Genomic DNA, 18,472 nt, shown 5'->3' on the forward strand with positions numbered 1-18,472 from the left:
CTGCTCAGGTGTTCTTCAGGTGGCCGAAGAGCGCGTCGTACCCCGTCGGCAGTTGCAGCAGGACACGGCGGGTGAGTTCGTCGCCCGCCGCATCCGCGGCGACGCTGAGGACGGCGCCGACGTCCCACAGGGCCGTCTGTTCGGTGGCGCCCTCGATCCACGCCGCGGTGGCGCGCACGAACCGGTCCGGGGAGAGCGGTTCGGCGGCCTGGAGCGGGTTCAGCAGGATCAGGGCCATGGTCTCCGGGAGCCGGGCGGCCAGTTCGGCCCGCTCCCTGCCCACCAGGTGGGCACCGAGGAGAGCCAGGACGACGCGCGCGGCGCGCTCGGCCTCCGTTCGCGTTTCGTACTCTCCGCGTTCCCGAACCCGGTCCAGGAACGCCTCCCATCGCAGGGTCACCGCAGCCGCCCCCTCGGGGTGGTGAGGGCGGGAGCCGGAACCGGGGGAAGAAGGGGAGATCCCGTCCCGGCCCTCGCCGCTGTCGTGGGCGGACCCGGGTCAGCCCTTGATCTCCTTGCGCCGGGACTCCCCGCCGATGGTGATCTTGCGGGGCTTGGCGCGCTCGGCGATCGGGATGCGCAGGGTCAGCACACCCGCGTCGTAGTCGGCGTCGATCCGTTCGGTGTCGAGGGTGTCCGCGAGGACGATCTGCCGCGAGAAGGCGCCCAGCGGACGCTCGGAGAGCTCCATCTGCACGTGGTCGGCGTTCACCGCCGGCCGTCGCTCAGCCTTGACGGTCAGCATGTTCCGCTCGACGTCGATGTCGATCGCGTCCGGCAGGACACCGGGAAGATCGAACGCCACGACGTACTCGTCGCCCTCACGGTACGCGTCCATCGGCATCGCCGAGGGCCGCGACCAGGTGCCGGGGCGCAGGAGCTGCTCGGTGATCCGGTCGAGTTCACGGAAGGGGTCGGTACGCATCAGCATGACGGAAACACCTCCAGTCGATCGGGCGGACGGCCCGTGCTTTTCACCTGAGACCGTTGTAGCATGTCATCCATTCGATGACAACTGACAATGTCACCGAAAGGATGACTGCATTCCGAGCAACGAGGGAGCTTCCGTGTCCACACGAGCCAGGCCCGAGCCGTCCGAGGACCCCGTACCGAACGCCGTCTCCTTCCTGGCGGCGTCAGCGGCTCTCCGGGCCATCGACGAGGCGGTCCGCGAGGCCCACGACACCGACGCCGCCTGCGGTCAGGCGCCTGTGTCGGAGCGGGCCCAGGCCCTTGCCTCGCTCCAGCTGCTGCGCGAGGTGCGGGAGCGGCTCGCGGGCTGGGAGACCGGGCTGATCGAGGCCGCCCGGGCGGCGGGGGCGAGCTGGGCCGACCTCGCCGATCCGCTGGGCGTCGCCAGTCGCCAGGCCGCCGAGCGGCGCTATCTGCGACTGCGTCCGGGCACCGCGGGCAGCACCGGTGAGCAACGGGTCCGGGCCACCCGGGACAGCCGGGCGGCGGACCGGTCGATCACCACGTGGGCGCGGCAGAACGCGGCGGACCTGCGGTCGCTCGCCGGGCAGATCACCGCGCTCCCGGACCTCCCCGCCTCGGCGGACCTCTCCCTGGACCGGCTTCGCCAGGCACTCGGCGCGGACGACGCCGCCGCCCTGGTCACCCCGCTCACCGCGCTCCACCCCCATCTCGCCCCGGGGCACCGGAAGCTGGCGGACCGCGTCGACTCGCTCACCCGTCACACCAGCCAACTGCGCAGGGATACGGCCACCCGGCGACGGAGCGGCTGAGCGGTACGGCTACGGCTTGCGGGCGACGAGCCCCCACTGGTCGACCGGCACCGCGTCGTCACTCTCGGGCCGCCACCGGTCGATCGAGACGAATCCCGGTTCGAGGAGCTCCAGGCCCGCCGCGCAGGCGGTGATCTCCTGCGGGTCCCGCACCAGGTACGGCGGGTTGTCGCCCGAGTCGTAGGCCTCCTGGGCGGCCAGGGTCTGCGGGGTCTTCACCGTGTCGCAGAGCACCAGATGGCTCCCCGACGGCATACGGGCCATGTACCGCTGAACGACCTCGATGCCTTCGGCCGGAGCGAGGTGCCCCAGCGTCGACAGCAGGAGCACGGCGACGGGTTCGGACAGGTCCAGCGTCTTCGCCGCCTCGTCCACCACGGCGTCCGTGTCGGAGAGATCCTCGTCCACATAGGCCGTGCGGCCCTCCGGCGCGCTGGTCAGCAGCGCCTGGGCGTGGGCGAGGACGATGGGGTCGTTGTCGACGTAGACGATCCGTGCCTCGGGCGCGATGCCCTGGGCCACCTCGTGGGTGCTGTTCGCCACCGGCAGCCCGGTGCCGACGTCCAGGAACTGGCGTACGCCCATGGAGGCCAGATGGCGGATCGCGCGGACCTGGAACGCACGGGAGGCGCGGGCGATGTCGACCATCTGCGGATAGGCCGCACTGACCACGTCGGCCAGCTCCCGGTCCACCGGATAGTGGTCCTTGCCGCCCAGCCAGGCGTTCCAGACGCGCGCCGAGTGGGGAACGTCGGAGCGGATCCTGCGGCGGAGCTCATCGTCGTCGATGCTCATGTCTCTCCTCTACTCGCTGCCCGTACAGGGGTACTCGCCGCCCATACAGGGGCGGTTGGCAGGCCGTGCCGCCCCACTCCACACGACCGTCACTTTCTGTGACTTTAGCGTAGCCTTCCGCATGCACGGGGCGGCGACGTCAGAACAGCCGTCCCAGCAGCCCGAAGAACCAGCTCATCAGCATCGCGAGCAGGATCGCCACCCCGACGACGATCACGCCGCACCAGGACCAACGGCCCCCTGCGACCGTCTCGTGCTCGTCGCGTCCGCCCAGCTCCCCGTCGAACAGGTCCACGGTCTTCCCTCCCTCGCCACCGGGCCCCCGGCCCCCGTAGGTACGAACTCTCGCACGGCGCGCAGGCGGTGGCTCAGCCGGTGCGCCCGGAGTGATGGGCCGTCAGTTCGCCGTGGGCCGCGAGCGCGGCGGGCGGATCGACGACGTCGGCGCGCCGTCGAACGGGATCAGGCGTCCGCGCCCGTCGGCGCCGCCCGCTCGTTGAGCTTGCCGAACGGCACGTGCACGCTCGGGGTGGTCCGTGAGGTGCTCTCCAGGTGGCCCTGCTGGTCGTCGAAGAAGATGTGCGGCTTCAGGACCTTCATGATCTCGCCCTTGTCGATGCCGCCGAGGAAGAAGGCGTCATTGACGGTGACGCCCCATCCCTTGAGGCTCTGCACCGCACGTTCGTGCGCGGGCGCGTTGCGGGCGGTGACGATGGAGACGTGCAGGCGGATGCGGTAGTCGGGGTTCTTCCGGCGCTCCCTCTCCTCCCGCTGCTGGATGCGGTTCACATTGGCCAGGAAGTCCCTCAGCGGGCCCGCGTCGTGCGGGACCGCCGCGTTGGCGACCTCGTGGGCACGGAACTTCTCGATGCCGCCCTCCTGGAACACCTGCTCCGAGGCGTCCGTCGCCAGGACCCCGTCGAAGTCGAAGGAGATCCGCAGGTCGTGGTCTTCCGCGTCGTCCTCGTACGGAGAACCCAGCACATGCCCGGCGGGCCGCCCGGCGGTGACGGCCTCGCGGACGTCCTGCTCGTTCGCCGACAGGAACAGGGACATGTTGAGCGCGGGCATGAAGCGGTGCGGGGAGCGGCCCTGCATGAAGATGGCGCGGCTGATGGGCAGGCCGTGGGCCGCTATGGACCGCATGACCCGCAGCCCGGTGTCGGGGTCGTTCCGGGACAGGACGATCACCTCGACCAGGGGGTCGTCCGCCGCGCCCAGGTCGTTCAGCGACAGCAGACGCCGGATGAACGGGAACGCCGTCCCCGGGCGGAGCGGATCGCCCACGTGCTGCTCCTGGTAGGCGCGGTAGCTCTCCTCGCCCTGTTCCCGGAAGACGGCGTCCGACTCCGTGAGGTCGAAGAGAGCGCTGGACGCGATCCCGATGACCAGCCGTTCGGCAAGGTCGTAGTGCACGGTGATTCCTCCGGTGGGCCGCTGATTCGTTCGCCCCCCGACTATCGCACCGGCGCATGCCCGCTCTCAGCTCAGCAGCAGCGCTCCGTCCCACGGCGTGGCCGGTGCGTTCCCGGTGGCGTAGGTGTGCAGGGCGAGGGCGATCCCCGCGGCTCCCTCCAGAAAGCCGGGCCGGTCCAGTTCGCGGGCGGCCAGGACGTGGGCGTAACGGAAGCCGAACGGCGCCCCGGGGTCGAATGCGTCGACCACCCGGGCCGCCAGCCGGTCGGCGTCCGCCCGGTAGTCCTCGCCGGCGCTGTCGTGGGCCATGCGCAGCACGATCTGGAGCAGTCCCGCCCAGCCGTGGCACAGCGCGGAGTCCCGGATCAGCTCGTCGCTCGCCGCGTCCAGCGCGCCCCGCAGGGCGGCGTGTGCGTCGGCGCGCCAGTCCGCCCGGTCCAGCGCCAGCCCGGCGAGGTGCACGGCACGGGCCGCGCCCGCGGCGCCGTAGCACCAGGAGTCCCGCCCGCGTTCCGGCCCCTCGCCGCTCTCGATGTGGGCGAGATTGACCAGGTGCGGCCAGCGGGGTCCGTGGGCGTCGGCCATCCGGCGGCTCGACAGCAAGGCCATGATCCGTTCGATGGCCTCGTCCTGACGGTCCACCCGGAACCCCGCCCGCCAGGCGGTGGACAGGAGCGCGAGGGGACCGGTGACCCCGTGTGCGAGACCGAAGTTGACGTGTTCGACGAGCCCGTGCTCCAGCCCGTCGGTGACCCACCACGCGGACAGCCGGGCGCCGTGGCGCGTGATGTCGTCGGCCGTGGCCGCCGCCACGAGGGAGGTGAGCACCTCGGTCAGCGCGGCCCCGGCCGTCTCCCGCGCCGCCTGCCCGTCCGCCGCCTCGTGCCGGGCCAGCAGATAGCGGCCGATCCCGGCGGTGCCGCCCAGTACGTCGTAACGGCTCCACGCGCCGACCGGCTCTCCGGCGCGCGTCCGTTCCAGGTCTGCGTGGGCGCGTTCCCGGGCCTGTTCGGTGATGTGCCGGTCAAGACCGGCCAGCATCGTCGCGTAACCGCCGGATCCGACGGCGGCGGTGTGTCCGGCGTACGCGAGCGCCACCATCCCTCCGAACAGGGACTGCGGCCGGAGCCGGATGCCGGCGGCGAGGGCCGCCGAGAGGTGTGCGTGCGCCCGGCCCCGCAGCTCCGGCTCGCCCGCGGCCAACTCCGCGAACAGCAGGGCGACTCCGGGGTGGCCGTCGTTGAGCAGCAGCGGGTCCCAGACCGGTTGCGGGGCGCCCGGATAGCGCATGACGTTGTCCGGTACGCCCGCGATCCGGGCCACCCGCTCCGGCTCGGCGAGCCGGTCCGCGATCTCGGCGACGACCCGGGCGGCGGCGGTCCGGTGAGCGGGGGCCGCTGTCCGGTCAGTCGGTGTCGGTGCGCGTGACGGCACGGAAGCTCTCCAGTTCCTGGAGGAGGCGGCGGACTTCCGCCCGCCGGGACACGGGCAGTTCACCGACGCTCACCGCTTCACCGGCGTCCAGGCGGCGCAGCACCGCGAGCGCCTCGGCGGTGATCGGGCCGGAGACGGCGTGGCCGTTCGCGGCGCAGGCGCGGGTGCCGTCGCCGGGCGCGGCCAGCAGCGGGGCGCACGCCCGTACCGGGGTGTCGTCGTCGAGCACCCGCTCCTCGGCGGGCGGCTCGGTCGGCCAGAAACCGCCCGCCGTCCTCACCCGCAGGGCCAGCGCGGTCGCCCGCTCGGCGAACCGGTCCTCCTCCAGGTGCCGGGCGAAGGTCTCCACGGCATCGGCGAGGGCCGGGGGCAGCTCACCGGCGAGCCGCCCGTCCGCACCGGCGTCCGGGGTGAACAGCGGGGCGGAGGCCACCGGACCGGTGCCCCGGAACAGGTCCTTGATCTCGTAGTACGGCCGGTGTTCGCGGCGCGGGATGCCCACGTTGACGCTGGTCGCCGGGGCGTCACCGGCGCTCTCCCCGACGTGGTAGTAGCGCGAGGGCCAGTACAGCAGGTCCCCCGGCTCGACCTCGGCGACGAACGAGGAGGCCAGGTACGGCTGGTAGTCGAGCACCGTGTGCACCGGGTCCGACCACGGCCGTTCGGCCCAGAACCGCATGCGCTTGGTGCCGCGTACGCAGTACATGAAGGTCGCGAAGCGGTCCTGGTGCACGCCGACGGGGCTGTGCTCGTAGGAGCCGTGGAACAGCGTGGAGCCCGCGCTGTGCGTGGGCTGGCCGACCCGCTCCCACAGTCCGCCGTAGAACCGCTGGGCGCGGGCCCACAGCGGGTGGGAGAAGGCATGGAAGCGGTGGACGACGAGGGCGTAGCGCTGCCCGTCCAGCCGGGCGGCCATGCGCTGCTCGTAGCCGTCGAGCGAGCCGTCGGAAAGCTCGGGCGGATAGTCGTACGGCCGGGTCTGCTGCCGCCGTCGCACGACGAACTGGACGTTGCCCGGGACGGCGAGCGGATGGGGCGGGCGGCTGCCGCGCACGGCGGCCCCGAACACCTCCGCCTCGTCGTAGGGCGCCCCCTCGAACGCCCCGTCGACGCCTTTGTACAGCACGGGTTCCCGGTCCCAGAACCGGTCGACGAAGGTGTCCCAGTCGAAGGACTTCTCGATGGTCAGCGTCATCGCCCGGGCTCCTCGACCACATCGGCCTCCTCGACCACGTCGATGCCGCGCAGCCGGTAGAGCTTGTCGAGCAGCGCGAGCACCGTCCTTTCGGTCCTGTCCTCGTCACCCGCGCCGAGGGCGCGGCACACCTCGTCGGCGCCGGTCTCCTCGCCGTCGCCGAGCGCGGCGTACGCACGGTCGCTCGCGGCTGCCGGCAGGGTGAAGACGTTTCCGTTGACCGCCCAGACCTCCTGGCGGGGCCCGTCGGGCATCCGGACGACCTCGCTCGTGCGTCGGAAGCGGGTCCGGCGGGTGATCCCGACGCCCTCGCGGGGCACCGGGATCGGTTCGAGACCGGCCGCCGATCGCAGCGCCGCCCAGCGGACCCGCAGCGTCCTGTGCAGCTGCTCGCCGGTCACGGCCGTGCGCAGTTCGTCGCCGAGCGCGGTCAGGCGGGGCAGCACCCCGTCCTCGTCGTCGATCCGGGTCCCGGCGCCGAACGGGAAGTACGGCACGGTCTCGTCATTGCCCTGACCCCGGTGCACCAGGTCGGCGAGGAGGTCCCGCAGTGCGGTGAAGGGCAGCCCCCGGTCGACGGGGACGCGCAGGCGCAGCGCCACGCACCGGTCGCCGTAGGTGTCCACATGCCGCTGGTCGCCCGGCCAGTACAGCAGCTCCCCCGCGCCGGCGCTCAGCGTGCGCACGCCCTCCACCGGCCGGTCCGGGTCCGCGATCGCCTCGGGAGGGGGGCCGCCGCGCTCGTCCCACAGCCGTACGTCCATCCGCCCGCGCAGCACCCATGTCAGCGCCGCGTGGGTCGGCCGCTCGGCCGCGCCGGTGTGCTGGGTGAACCGGTCACCGATCAGCACCTCGGCGGCCAGAGGGAGGTTGGGCCAGCCGACCTGCCGCCACAGCCCGCTGATCGCGTCCCGCACCGCTGACCACAGCGCGTGGTCCAGGAGCAGCGGCTGACTCACCGTCAGCAGGTAGCCCTGTCCGGACACATCGGCGTCCAGCCGGTCCAGGTAGGCGTCCAGGGTCGGATCGCCGGTGTCGGGCAACAGGGCGCCGGGGGCGCGCAGTCGGCCGTCGCCGACCAGGAACCGGACGTCGGGCATCACCCAGAAGCGGGTTCCGGCGCGGAACGGGGCGCACGACTCGACGGTCAGGGCGTGGATCCGGTCGAGGGCGACGGGGGGCTCGGCGGGCAGCCGGGCGGGGCTCCGGTCCCAGTGCCGCTGCCCGAACAGCTCCCAGTCGATGGCGCCGGGCGCTCGTCGCGCCTCGTGGATCTGCGTGCTCATGACGCTCCCGTTCCGGTCAGGGGGTGTCTCGTCGCGGACCCGGCCTTGTCCGGCGCGACACCCCCCAGGGGGAACCGCCGCCGTATCCGGTCCGTGTGCTCGGCCAGCGGCTCCATTCCGAGGGCGGCCCGGCGGCGGTCCACGCCTTCCGGGTCCTCGACCGGCCACGGGACCAGTTCGCCGCCGACCGGCTCGAACCGCGTTCCGTACACCTGCGGGAGCCCTTCGGCGAGGCGCAACTCATCCGTCAGATAGGCGACTTCCCGCCAGGGCAGATCGCCGCCCTCCGCCGCCCGCCGCATCAGCTCCAGGCAGTGCTTGCGGAACTCCAGGTGCTCCCGGGCGTGTTGTACGAGGCGGCTCGCCGCGACGGCCGCATCATGGCCGACCAGGGCGCGCCCGGGCCATCCGTGGTCGGCCACGACGGTGGCCAGCCAGGCGATTCCGGCGTCGGTCAGGGTCCGCAGCCGTTCCTCGGCCGCGGTGTCGGTCATGCCGCCGTCCGCCCAGGGCACCCGGACAGCCCCGTCGAGGCGGTCCAGCCGCAGGAGCCTGCGCCGGATCTCCCCGGCGGGCGCGGGCTCGACCGGGGCCTGCGGCGCGTCGACCGGGTCGATGCGCAGCCGTACCTTCTCCCGGTCCCAGAGGTAGGTGATCCTTCGGCCCGCCTCCGGCCAGTCGAAGGCGACCTGGCCCTCGGCGGGGCTCTGGAGGTGCAGCCGTACGCCCGACTCCGGGTCCGTGACGTCCAGCTCCGGCACATCGTCGAAGACGTGCTCCGCCGCGTCCCGGAGTGCCACGCCGAGCCCGGCGAGGGTGAGGTTCGCGCCGTCGAGCAGTTCCCGCAGGGGCGGCCAGCCGCCCTCGGGGGCCGGGCGGGCCGCGACCGGGGCAAGCCCGTCGGTCTGCGGCGGCGGTTCGACCCGGAGCACCGGGCCGCCCTCCAGCGAGCGGACGAAGTAGGGCACATCCATGCGCCGGAGCTGGTCGATCTCCGCCCGGTCGAAGTGGACGTCGGGGTCGGCGGGTCGGGGTGCGGCACCGCCGCCGGACAGCCAGCGGGGCACCAGGGCGTCGAAGTACCGGAACGTGGGCTGCCGCAGCACACGGACGTAGTGACCCGGGGTGGCGGTCGCCAGGAAGTCCCGGATCGCCGTCCGCTGTCGGCACATCAGGGTCCAGGCGTCGAACATGCCGCGCAGCATGGCGGTCAGGTGGGGTCCGTATCCGGTCCGGCCCTCGGTGTCGGCGACGACGTTCCTGGTCTCGTCACGGGCGTAGGGGCGGCGGCGTCGGTGCAGGCGCAGGGCCCCGGTCGCTTCCTCGGTCCAGCAGACGGGCGGGCCCTCGGCGCTGCACCAGCGGGCGGTGCGCTCCAGGCCGACGTGGTGCTGGTCGACCTCGGCGGTGGGGTCGTGCAGCAGGCCCGTGTCGTACAGCCGGGGGACGTGGCTGAAGTAGATCTCCAGGTCGATCGGGTACAGCAGCGGCTCGGGGTCGCCGGGCCGGCTGCCGGTCACCACGTTGCCGCCGATCATGTCGGTGATCCCGAAGGCGAACATCGCGGCGGTCAGGGAGCCCGTCCGGTGCCAGAAGCGTCGCGCCTCCGGCGGGGTGAGCCGGGTGCCGGTGAGCTGCCACGGTCCCGAGGTACGGATCGGCCCCCACTGGCCGGGCGGCTCGATCCATTCCTGCCAGAGGTAGCCGGGGGCGGACCCGCGCCAGCAGGAGAGCACGGGCAGCCGGATCGCGCCGGAGGCCGCGGGCGCGTGGTTGAGGAGGTCGAAGACCGACGAGGGCGGGCCGTCCCCGCCGTGCGCGGTGAACAGCAGCTCACCGGAGGCGGGTCGCGGTTTGTACGCGATGCGGCCGCCGCCCGCGCAGTCGAGCCGCAGCACGCGCTGGCGGCCGTTGTGGGTTTCCTCGCCGTGGATCCACAGGCCGACGACCGGTCCCCGGAATGCCGGGTTCCCGGGCCAGCAGGTGGTCAAGTCCTTGAGCAGCCGTTCGAGAAAGAGCGTCAGAAAATCCTCGCAGCGTGCCGCCCACTCCGCCACCCGGTCCCGGGCATAGTGCGTTCGTCCGGTCGCGCAGGCAACGAACGCCTCGGACACCACGGGGCCGAAGATATCGGCGTTGGTAATATCCAGCGTTCCGGGGGAAATTGCCGCGGAATACCGTCGTCCGGCCGCCTCGCACCAGTTATCGAGCCGGTCCAGCAGCGCCAGCAGCGGTGCGAACCGGCGGTCGCGGAGCGCGTGGACGAGCATCCGCGCATCCTTCTCGCCGCCGAGCAGCCGCCCGGTCCTGACGGTCCCCTCCGGGCCCCCGGCGACCACCGGCGGGAAGAGCCCGCCCGCCGTGCCCTTGCCGACAGCGGCGAGTACCCGCTGCGCGACCGGTGAAAGGTCCGCCCAACCGCCCTCTTCGGAGAGACTTCCGGGGTCGCCCGTCTCCCAGAGCGGTTCGGTGTCCGCTGATGCTTCCGGCAAAGCTGCCCTCCGACTCCTCGCTACGGGACGCACACGCACCCGGGTGGCGCCGGTGTCAGCGGCGCCACCCGGTACGCATCAACAGCAGTAAATGCTCGCGCACGAACCGCAGGCGGTTCCGCTGCCGGAATTCGTCGGCGAGGCAAGCGGCGGAATTTCCTGTTCCAGATCGCCGATCACCAGATCGAATACGTCGTCGGCGTTCTGGTCGGATGCGACCTGGACCTTTTCTTCGAGAGTCTGCATGAATACCCTCCTTCTGTGCCGAGTAATTGACCGCCACTCAGTAGAACCGGACAACATGCACATGTCAACATAGTGATCCGGATGCCTTCCCGCCCTGTCTCCACCCCAGGAGGTCCCATGCCGCCCCCCACCGCGCGCCGCCCGCGGCGCAGGCTTCCCGTCGCCCTGCTCGCCGCGGCGCTGGGGGCGGCCGCCCTCGGCGCCCCGGCCCCCGCAGCCGCCAGGGATTCCGCCGACTCCCCCGCGTCCGGGGGGAGTTACCTCGTCGGGCGCGGCATCGCCGATGTCACGGGCGAGGCCGCCGAGACCGGGATGATGGGCTACTCCAGCTTCGACCAGAAGACCTCCGGCATCCACCAGCGGCAGCGGTCGCGGGCGTTCGTCGTCGTCGACCGGGCGAGCGGCAAACGCGTGGTGTATGTCAACGCCGACCTCGCGATGATCTTCCAGTCCGTACGGCAGGGGGTCCTCGCCCGGCTCCAGGAGCGCTACGGCAGCCTGTACGACGAGGAGAACGTCCTGCTGTCGGCCACCCACACCCACTCGGGCCCCGGCGGCTACTCCCACCACGTGGCGTACAACCTCTCCGTCCTCGGCTTCCAGAACGGCACCTACCGGGCCATCGTCGACGGCATCGCGGACTCCGTCGCCAAGGCCCACGACGACCTGAAGCCCGGCACGGTCAGCCTGGGCACCGGAACGCTCACCAACGCCAGCGTCAACCGCTCCCGGGACGCCTTCGACCGCAACCCGGCGGCCGACCGGGCGGCCTTCCCCGACGCGATCGACCCCGCGATGACCGTGCTGCGCTTCCGGCAGGGCGACCAGGACGCGGGCGCGATCAGCTGGTTCGCCACCCACAACACCTCGATCACCAACAGGAACACCCTGATCAGCCCCGACAACAAGGGCTATGCCGCCTACGTCTGGGAGCACGGCCACGAAGGTGTGCGCCATCTCGACGACACCCCGGGCTTTGTCGCGGCCTTCCCGAACACCAACGCCGGGGACATGTCGCCGAACCTCAACCTGAAGCCGGGCTCCGGCCCCACCGAGGACGAGTTCGAGAACACCCGCGTCATCGGAGAGCGCCAGCTCGACAAGGCCCGCGAGATCTACGACGACGCGCGGCCCGTCGCCGGCGGCGTCGACTCCCGGCTGGCCTACGTCGACATGGAGCACGTGACCGTACGCGGGGAGTACACCCCGGACGGGCAGGAGCACCGCACGTGTCCCGCCGTCGTCGGCGCGTCCACCCTCGCGGGCAGTGTCGAGGACGGCCCGGCGATCCCGAGCTTCGAGGAGGGCATGCGCACCCCGGTCGCCGGAATCCTCGACGCGCTGCGCATCGACACCCCGTCCTGGCTCGCGACCTGCCAGTACCCGAAGGCGAGCCTCGTCCCCACGGGCCTGCTGAGCAAGGTCCACCCGGTCACACCGAAGATCCTCCCCCTCCAGATCATGAAGATCGGCGAGCTGCACCTGGTCGCCGCCCCCGGTGAGTTCACGATCACCTCGGGCCTCCGGGTCCGCCGCACGGTGGCCCGGCAGCTCGGCGTCCCGCTCGACCGCGTCCTGCTCCAGGGGTACGCCAACGCCTACAGCCAGTACGTGACGACGCCCGAGGAGTACGACGCCCAGAACTACGAGGGCGGCTCCACCCTGTACGGCCGCTACACGCTGCCCGCCTACCAGCAGGAGTACGACCGGATCGCGGAGTCCCTGCGCGAGGGCACCGTGCTCGACGCGGGGCCGACACCGCCGGACGAGTCGGGAAGGCAGTTCAGCCTCCAGACCGGGGTGGTGTACGACAACCCGCCGGCGGGGAGGGCGTTCGGCGGCGTCCTGAAAGCGCCGGAGGCCTCGTACGCACGCGGGGAGAAGGCGACTGCCGAGTTCGCCACCGGCCACCCGAAGAACAACGTCCGCCGGGGCTCCACGTTCCTGGAGGTCCAGCGGCTGGAGAACGGCGCCTGGGTGCGGGTGCTGGACGACGGCGCCTGGGAGACCACCTACCGCTGGACCCGGCTCAATGGTCTGACCGGCACCTCGAAGGCCACGATCACCTGGGACATCGGCGCGGACACCGCTGCGGGCACCTACCGGATCGTGCACCACGGGGACGCGAAGAACCTGTTCGGGAAGATCACCCCGTTCACCGGGGCGACCGGGAGCTTCACCGTGAAGTAGAGGGTCAGACCTCGCGCGATGTGGGCTGGAACCAGGCAGGTCCTTCGGTGAGGGCCTGCTTGATCCGGAACAGGGAGAACTCGGCGAGCGACGGGAGGCCGTCCAGTGGGAACCAGCCCACCTCCAGCGACTCGTCGTCGTTGACCCGGGCCTCGCCGCCGGTCGCCCGGCAGCGGAAGGTGATGTCGAGGTACTGACAGCGGTCGCCGTTGGCGTACTGCACGGGCTCCAGCGCCTGGGTGAGCACCACCCGCTCGGCCACGCAGTGCACGCCGGTCTCCTCCAGCACCTCGCGCTCCGCCGTGGCCGCCGGCTCCTCACCCGGTTCGGCGATGCCGCCGACGAGCGACCACTTGCCCGTGTCCGCGCGCCGCCCGAGCAGCACCCGGCCCTCGTCGTCGAGGACGACGGCCGTCACCCCGGGCAGCAGGAGCAGTTGGTGCCCGGCGGTGGCGCGGATCTCACGGATGAAGTCGGGGGTAGCCATGGATCCGAGCCTACGTGGCCGGGAACCGGTGCTACTTCCCGGTGCCCGGCACCCTGCGTGCCCGGACCGCCGAGACGCTCACCCAGCCCAGGCCAGCCAGGGCCAGCAGGGCGATGACGCCCTCGGGGAGAGGGCCCATCCGGGTGGCCGGGGTGAGCGAGGAGCGCAACGGGACCTCGGCGACCAGGGCGTCGGGGGTGAACATCCCGCTCCGGTCGGCGATCGTGCCGTCGGGCCGGATCACCGCGCTGACCCCGCTGGTGACGGGGACGACGACGGCCCGTCCGTGTTCGACGGCCCGGACCTGGGACATGGCGAGCTGCTGGTAGGTCATCTCGCTGCGGCCGAAGGTCGCGTTGTTGCTCGGCACGGCGATCATCTGGCCGCCGTGGAGGACGGTGTCGCGGGCGGCGTCGTCGAAGGCGGCCTCGTAACAGGTCACGAGCCCCACCTTCGTACCGGCGAGGTCGAAGACACCGACCTCGGTGCCGGGGACGAATTCGCGCTGCACCCGGTCGACGTCCTCGCTGAAGAACCGGGCGACCGTCCGCATCGGCATGTACTCGCCGAAGGGCTGGATGAACCGCTTGTCGTAGGTGTCGACGGGCCCCTTGCCGGGGTTCCACTCGATCAGGGTGTTGCGCAGGCTGTCGGGGCCCTTCTCGACCACCGAGCCGATGACCGTGGGCACGCCGATCGCCTTCACCGCGTCGTCGATGACCTGGCGGGCGTCGGCGTTGAGGTAGGGGTCGAGGTCGGAGGAGTTCTCGGGCCACAGGACGAAGTCGGGCTGCTTCTCCTTGCCCGCCTTCACGTCTTCGGCGAGCTGCGCGGTACGCCGGGCGTGGTTGTCGAGGACGGCGCGGCGCTGGGCGTTGAAGTCGAGGCCGAGGCGCGGGACGTTGCCCTGGATGGCGGCGACGGTGACCGTTCCGTTCTCCGCCGAGTCGTCGACCAGGGGCAGCGCGGCGAGCGCGGCGGCGACCGGGACGAGGACGGTCGCGGCGGCCCCCGCCACGGCCGCGCGCGGGACCTCTCCGGTGCTCCGGTACGTACGGAACCGGCGCACGGCCTCGTAGAGCCCGAAGCCGCACAGGACGACGGCGAAGGACAGCAGCGGGGTGCCGCCCAGCGCGGCGAGCGGCAGGAACACGCTCTCGGCCTGCCCGAAGGCGATCTTGCCCCAGGGAAAGCCGCCGAACGGGATCCGGGCCCGGACCGCCTCGTCCAGGGTCCAGACCGCGGCCGCCCACACCGGCCAGTACGCGAGCCGGGTCACGGCGGCGATGCCCAGGCAGCCCACCGCGATGAAGAGGGCCTCGGCGGTGGCGAGGGCCAGCCACGGCACCGGCCCGACGTCCTCGCCGGTCCAGCGCAGCAGCGGGAGCATGAACCCGAGCCCGGACAGCAGCCCGAGCCCGAAGGCGGCCCGCAGCCGGCGCCCGTGCAGCACCCAGCCGAGCAGCGCGAACCCTGGCAGCACGAGCCACCACAGGGGGCGGGGCGGGAAGCTCGCGTAGAGCAGGACGCCGGAGAGGACAGCGGCGGCGGGGCGGAGGAGCCGCGGCAGCAGTCCGGTGGCCGGGGACGCCGCGGCGGGCGGCAGGTCGTCGACAGGAGTCATGGTGGCGCTCACCCGCCGGAGTCTACGGTGAGCGGCTGTGAGCGGCGGCGCTGACCTTGCCCGGGCAGGGCGGGGTCGTGGGCGCCGGGCGTGGCGGGCGGTGCAGTCCGGGGCCGGGGGCCACCGGTCATCGGCGGTGCGGGCCGGTCAGGGGGCAGGGGGCCTGCCCGGGGCAGGCAGGTGAAGCCGTTCGCGGATGAAGCGTACGGCCGTCTGCGCGTCGTCGACCGTGACGGTGAAGGTCCGGCCGTCGGCGAGGTGCAGGATCATGCCCTCGCCTTTGCGCACGACGACGGCGGTGCCCTGTTCGGGCCGCCAGCGGTAGCCCCAGCCGCCCCACTCGCGCGGGTTGATCCTCGGGACGAATTCGGCCCCGACGACATGGTCGAGCAGGATCCTGCGGCGCGGCAGACCGGCGTGGCCGCAGCGGACCTCCAGGGCGTCCCCGTCGACCTTGACAGCCACATGGACGAAGGCGAGCGTTCCGTAGAGGATCAGCAGACCGACGGCGACGCAGCCGATCACGGACATGAGCAGCGGGGCGAAGCCCGAGGTCCAGGTGGAGCCGACGGCCAGCTCGATGCCCAGTGCCATGCAGGCCGCGCCCACGAGGGCCAGCAGCCACTGCAGCCGGTTGGTGGCCCGGCCGTTCCACTCCGCGGGCGGCACCTGGCTCGACCCGTGCCTCGCGTGCTCGGCGTGGTCCGTCATATTCAGCAGCGTAACCGCGATCCGGGCGGTCGGCCGGGGCACGAGCGTCCTTCGTGGAGATCGGACCCGGTCAGGGAGCGGGTGCGACGGCCGTCAGATTCCGGCCCTCGGCGTAGGCCAGGGCGGCTTCCGGCAGGCTGCCGGGGCGGCCGCTGAGAAGAACGGTGAGCGCGCCGGCCGGTTCGGCCGTCGGGGCGGGGGCCGCTCCGATCCGGCGCAGCGCCTGGGCGGCGACCGCTCCGGCGGAGGCGTGCAGGGCGAGCGGCGGGCGGCCGGGCCGTTGCACGGCGTCGCGGATGCGGGTCGCGACCAGCTCGTAGTGGGTGCAGCCGAGGACGACGGCCCGCACGTCGGGCGGGGTGAGGGCGGCGGCCGCCGCGACGGCCCGGTCGATCCCGGCCTCGTCGCCGTGCTCCACCGCGTCGGCGAGCCCGGGGCAGGGCACCCCGGTGATCTCGGCGGAGCCGCCGAATTCCGCGATCAGCCGACGCTGATAGGGGCTGCCGGTGGTGGCCGGGGTGGCCCAGATGGCGACGGAGCCGCCCCCCGCGGCGGCGGGCTTGATCGCGGGGACCGTGCCGATCACCGGAAGCGCGGGCTCCAGCTCGGCGCGGAGCGCGGCCAGGGCGTGGACGGAGGCGGTGTTGCAGGCGATGATCAGGGCGTCCGCCCCTTGGTCGGCGGCGGCCCGGGCCACCGCCAGCGCGCGGGCGGTGATCTCCTCGGGGGTGCGGGGGCCCCAGGGCATCGAGCCGGGGTCGCAGGAGAGCACCAGCTCGGCGTCGGGGCGCAGTCGGCGAACGGCGGCCGCTGCCGCCAGCAGGCCGATTCCGGAGTCCATGAGCGCGATCTTCACCCGGTCACCCTAGCCGACAACCCTTGCGGACCCGGCTCGGTGGGGCAGACTGCGGCGGATGAGCGCCGTTGCCTGGATCGCCGTGGGTTCGCTGATCGTGTGGGTGTGGCTGCTGCTGGGGCAGGGCTTCTACTGGCGCACCGACCAGCGGCTCCCCCGGCGCACCGACCCCGTGCGCTGGCCGTCGGTGGCGGTGGTGGTGCCCGCCCGGGACGAGGCGGAGATGCTGCCGGTGAGTCTGCCCTCGCTGCTGGTCCAGGACTATCCGGGCGACGCGTGGATCACCCTGGTCGACGACGGCAGCAGCGACGGCACCGGGCAGCTGGCCCGGGACCTGGGCGCGCGTCCGGGCGGGCTGCCGCTGACCGTCGTGTCCCCCGGTGAGCCGGAGGCCGGCTGGACGGGCAAGCTCTGGGCGCTGCGGCACGGGATCGCGGTGGCCCGGCAGCACAAGCCGGACTTCCTGCTGCTGACCGACGCGGACATCGCGCACGAGCCGGACAGCCTGCGCGATCTGGTGGCCGCGGCCGGGTCCGGGGGCCCGGACGGCTTCGACCTGGTGTCGCAGATGGCCCGGCTGCGGGTGGAGAGCGCCTGGGAGCGGCTTGTGGTGCCCGCGTTCGTCTACTTCTTCGGGCAGCTCTACCCCTTCCGCCGGGTGAACCGGGCCCGGTCGCGGACGGCGGCCGCGGCGGGCGGATGTGTGCTGCTGCGCACCGAGGCGGCCGAGCGGGCGCGGATTCCCGAGTCGATCCGGCAGTCGGTGATCGACGACGTGTCGCTGGCGCGGGAGGTACGGCGCAGCGGCGGCCGGATCTGGCTGGGGCTCGCGGAGCGGGTCGACAGCGTGCGGCCCTATCCGCGGCTCCGGGATCTGTGGCGGATGGTCGCGCGCAGCGCGTACGCGCAGTTGCGGCACAGCCCGCTGCTGCTGGCGGGGACCGTGCCGGGACTGCTGCTCGTGTACGTCGCGCCGCCCGCGACCCTGGTGGCCGGGTTGCTGACGGGTGACGGGGCGGCGGCCTGGGCGGGCGGCGCGGCATGGGCGGTGATGACGGCGACGTATCTGCCGATGCTGGCGTACTACCGCCAGTCGGTGTGGCTGGGGCCTCTGTTGCCGTTGACGGCGGTGCTGTATCTGCTGATGACGGTGGACTCGGCGGTCCAGCACTACCGGGGGCGGGGGGCCGCCTGGAAGGGCCGTACCTACGCCCGGCCCGATCCGGACACGACGCACGACGCCGCGCCCGGCCGGTGACGCCACGGGGCAGCGGGCGCCGGGTCCGGCCGGGCGGCGGGGCGGGTCTCGCGGGTCACTTGCGGCCGGGCGTCCAGTTCATGCCCCAGCCGTAGGCGGCGTCGATGGTGCGCTGCGGGCTCACTCCGCGGTCCGGGACGAGGTAGCGGGCCTCGCGCTGGACGGTGAGGTCGCCGCCGTTGTTGGTGATCAGCGCCAGGGCGCAGACGGTGGAGGGCACGGTGCATTCGTCGAGGGAGAAGTCGATCGCCGCGCCGTTCTGCGGCTGGAGGGTGACCGTGGCGTGGAGATCGGCGAAACTCCGGGCGCCCTCATAGATGGTGACGAAGATCAGTACGCGCCGGAGCAGGTCCTTGCGGTCGAGGTTGATGGTCATGTTCTCACCGGTGCTCAGCGCACCGGTGCGGTCGTCACCGTCGAGATGGATAAAGGGCGGCTGGTTCAGCGAACCGAACGCGTTTCCGAGAGCCTGCACAACTCCCTTGCGTCCGTCGGTGAGTTCGTACAGGGCGCAGAGATCAAGATCGAGATCGGCGTGCATCGCGACGGCCCGGCCGAGTTTCGCTCCCCACCCCTTGAACTGTTTGCGTACTTCCCAGTTGAGATTGACGCGCAGCGCTCCGGAGGTGCCGCCCTGCTTGGCGAGGGAGACGGCCGGTGCGCTCTTCGTCAGCGTGATCTTGGTCAGGCGTACGGGCTGGGCGGCGGGCGGGGCGGGAGGGGCCGGGGGAGCTGGC

General features: G+C 72.6%; 17 protein-coding genes and 1 pseudogene. 3 read left to right on the top strand and 15 right to left on the bottom strand.

Features of this window, described 5'->3' with window-relative positions; genetic code table 11:
- Positions 1 to 4 precede the first annotated feature (4 nt).
- Together CIB93_RS31655 and CIB93_RS31660 are read right to left on the bottom strand one after the other, a co-directional pair.
- Positions 5 to 400, bottom strand: a complete 396-nt coding sequence (locus CIB93_RS31655) for a DUF2267 domain-containing protein (RefSeq protein WP_096631900.1) — start codon at positions 398 to 400, stop codon at positions 5 to 7.
- 99 nt (positions 401 to 499) lie between these two features.
- A complete protein-coding gene (locus CIB93_RS31660) occupies positions 500 to 931 on the bottom strand; it encodes an Hsp20/alpha crystallin family protein (RefSeq protein ID WP_096631901.1) in 432 nt (143 codons plus the stop codon).
- A 136-nt stretch (positions 932 to 1,067) separates the two neighbouring features.
- On the opposite strand from CIB93_RS31660, the gene CIB93_RS31665 reads away from it, so the two are divergent.
- Complete coding sequence (locus CIB93_RS31665; protein ID WP_096631903.1) at positions 1,068 to 1,745, top strand: HSP18 transcriptional regulator; 678 nt, start codon at positions 1,068 to 1,070, stop codon at positions 1,743 to 1,745.
- Between the two features lie 9 nt (positions 1,746 to 1,754).
- Here the strand turns inward: CIB93_RS31665 and CIB93_RS31670 are convergent, their stop codons facing one another.
- From CIB93_RS31670 to CIB93_RS38215, 8 genes are all read right to left on the bottom strand, one after another.
- Positions 1,755 to 2,540, bottom strand: coding sequence for an SAM-dependent methyltransferase (locus tag CIB93_RS31670; RefSeq protein WP_096631905.1), 786 nt, complete (start codon positions 2,538 to 2,540; stop codon positions 1,755 to 1,757).
- Positions 2,541 to 2,679: 139 nt separating this feature from the next.
- On the bottom strand, positions 2,680 to 2,835 hold the full coding sequence (locus CIB93_RS38210) for a hypothetical protein (protein ID WP_179500314.1): 156 nt from the start codon (positions 2,833 to 2,835) through the stop codon (positions 2,680 to 2,682).
- 167 nt (positions 2,836 to 3,002) lie between these two features.
- Positions 3,003 to 3,956 (bottom strand): 5'-nucleotidase, encoded by a 954-nt coding sequence (locus CIB93_RS31675; RefSeq protein ID WP_096631907.1) that lies wholly within the window; start codon positions 3,954 to 3,956, stop codon positions 3,003 to 3,005.
- Between the two features lie 66 nt (positions 3,957 to 4,022).
- On the bottom strand, positions 4,023 to 5,390 hold the full coding sequence (locus CIB93_RS31680; protein ID WP_096631909.1) for a lanthionine synthetase C family protein: 1,368 nt from the start codon (positions 5,388 to 5,390) through the stop codon (positions 4,023 to 4,025).
- Positions 5,362 to 6,585, bottom strand: coding sequence for a JmjC domain-containing protein (locus tag CIB93_RS31685; protein ID WP_096631911.1), 1,224 nt, complete (start codon positions 6,583 to 6,585; stop codon positions 5,362 to 5,364). Before CIB93_RS31685 ends, CIB93_RS31680 begins: the two co-directional genes overlap by 29 nt.
- Positions 6,582 to 7,871, bottom strand: coding sequence for a hypothetical protein (locus CIB93_RS31690; protein WP_096631913.1), 1,290 nt, complete (start codon positions 7,869 to 7,871; stop codon positions 6,582 to 6,584). The genes CIB93_RS31685 and CIB93_RS31690 overlap by 4 nt, the downstream gene beginning before the upstream one ends.
- Complete coding sequence (locus CIB93_RS31695; RefSeq protein ID WP_179500315.1) at positions 7,868 to 10,363, bottom strand: DUF4135 domain-containing protein; 2,496 nt, start codon at positions 10,361 to 10,363, stop codon at positions 7,868 to 7,870. Before CIB93_RS31695 ends, CIB93_RS31690 begins: the two co-directional genes overlap by 4 nt.
- Positions 10,364 to 10,441: 78 nt before the next feature.
- The gene (locus tag CIB93_RS38215; protein ID WP_179500316.1) at positions 10,442 to 10,609 is read right to left on the bottom strand and encodes a hypothetical protein; all 168 of its coding nucleotides are present in this window, start codon (positions 10,607 to 10,609) and stop codon (positions 10,442 to 10,444) included.
- 117 nt (positions 10,610 to 10,726) lie between these two features.
- Between CIB93_RS38215 and CIB93_RS31700 the strand changes: the two genes are divergently transcribed.
- Positions 10,727 to 12,799: a neutral/alkaline ceramidase gene (locus tag CIB93_RS31700; RefSeq protein WP_096631916.1), complete on the top strand. Its 2,073-nt coding sequence runs from the start codon at positions 10,727 to 10,729 to the stop codon at positions 12,797 to 12,799.
- 4 nt (positions 12,800 to 12,803) lie between these two features.
- Here the strand turns inward: CIB93_RS31700 and CIB93_RS31705 are convergent, their stop codons facing one another.
- From CIB93_RS31705 to CIB93_RS31720, 4 genes are all read right to left on the bottom strand, one after another.
- Positions 12,804 to 13,286 carry an NUDIX domain-containing protein gene (locus CIB93_RS31705; RefSeq protein WP_096631918.1) on the bottom strand — a complete coding sequence of 161 codons (483 nt, stop codon included), beginning with the start codon at positions 13,284 to 13,286 and terminating at the stop codon, positions 12,804 to 12,806.
- A 31-nt stretch (positions 13,287 to 13,317) separates the two neighbouring features.
- Complete coding sequence (gene lnt / locus CIB93_RS31710; RefSeq protein WP_096631919.1) at positions 13,318 to 14,910, bottom strand: apolipoprotein N-acyltransferase; 1,593 nt, start codon at positions 14,908 to 14,910, stop codon at positions 13,318 to 13,320.
- Between the two features lie 147 nt (positions 14,911 to 15,057).
- Positions 15,058 to 15,621: a hypothetical protein gene (locus CIB93_RS31715; protein ID WP_096631926.1), complete on the bottom strand. Its 564-nt coding sequence runs from the start codon at positions 15,619 to 15,621 to the stop codon at positions 15,058 to 15,060.
- 70 nt (positions 15,622 to 15,691) lie between these two features.
- Positions 15,692 to 16,477 carry a glutamate racemase gene (locus tag CIB93_RS31720; RefSeq protein WP_096631921.1) on the bottom strand — a complete coding sequence of 262 codons (786 nt, stop codon included), beginning with the start codon at positions 16,475 to 16,477 and terminating at the stop codon, positions 15,692 to 15,694.
- A gap of 58 nt (positions 16,478 to 16,535) precedes the next feature.
- Here CIB93_RS31720 and CIB93_RS31725 point away from each other — a divergent pair, with 58 nt between their 5' ends.
- Positions 16,536 to 17,735: a glycosyltransferase gene (locus CIB93_RS31725; protein WP_096631923.1), complete on the top strand. Its 1,200-nt coding sequence runs from the start codon at positions 16,536 to 16,538 to the stop codon at positions 17,733 to 17,735.
- Positions 17,736 to 17,790: 55 nt separating this feature from the next.
- Here CIB93_RS31725 and CIB93_RS31730 read toward each other — a convergent pair.
- A pseudogene (locus tag CIB93_RS31730) lies at positions 17,791 to 18,472 on the bottom strand (Tellurium resistance); the annotation flags it as partial.

Source organism: Streptomyces sp. WZ.A104 (assembly GCF_002382885.1).
GTDB lineage: Bacteria > Actinomycetota > Actinomycetes > Streptomycetales > Streptomycetaceae > Streptomyces.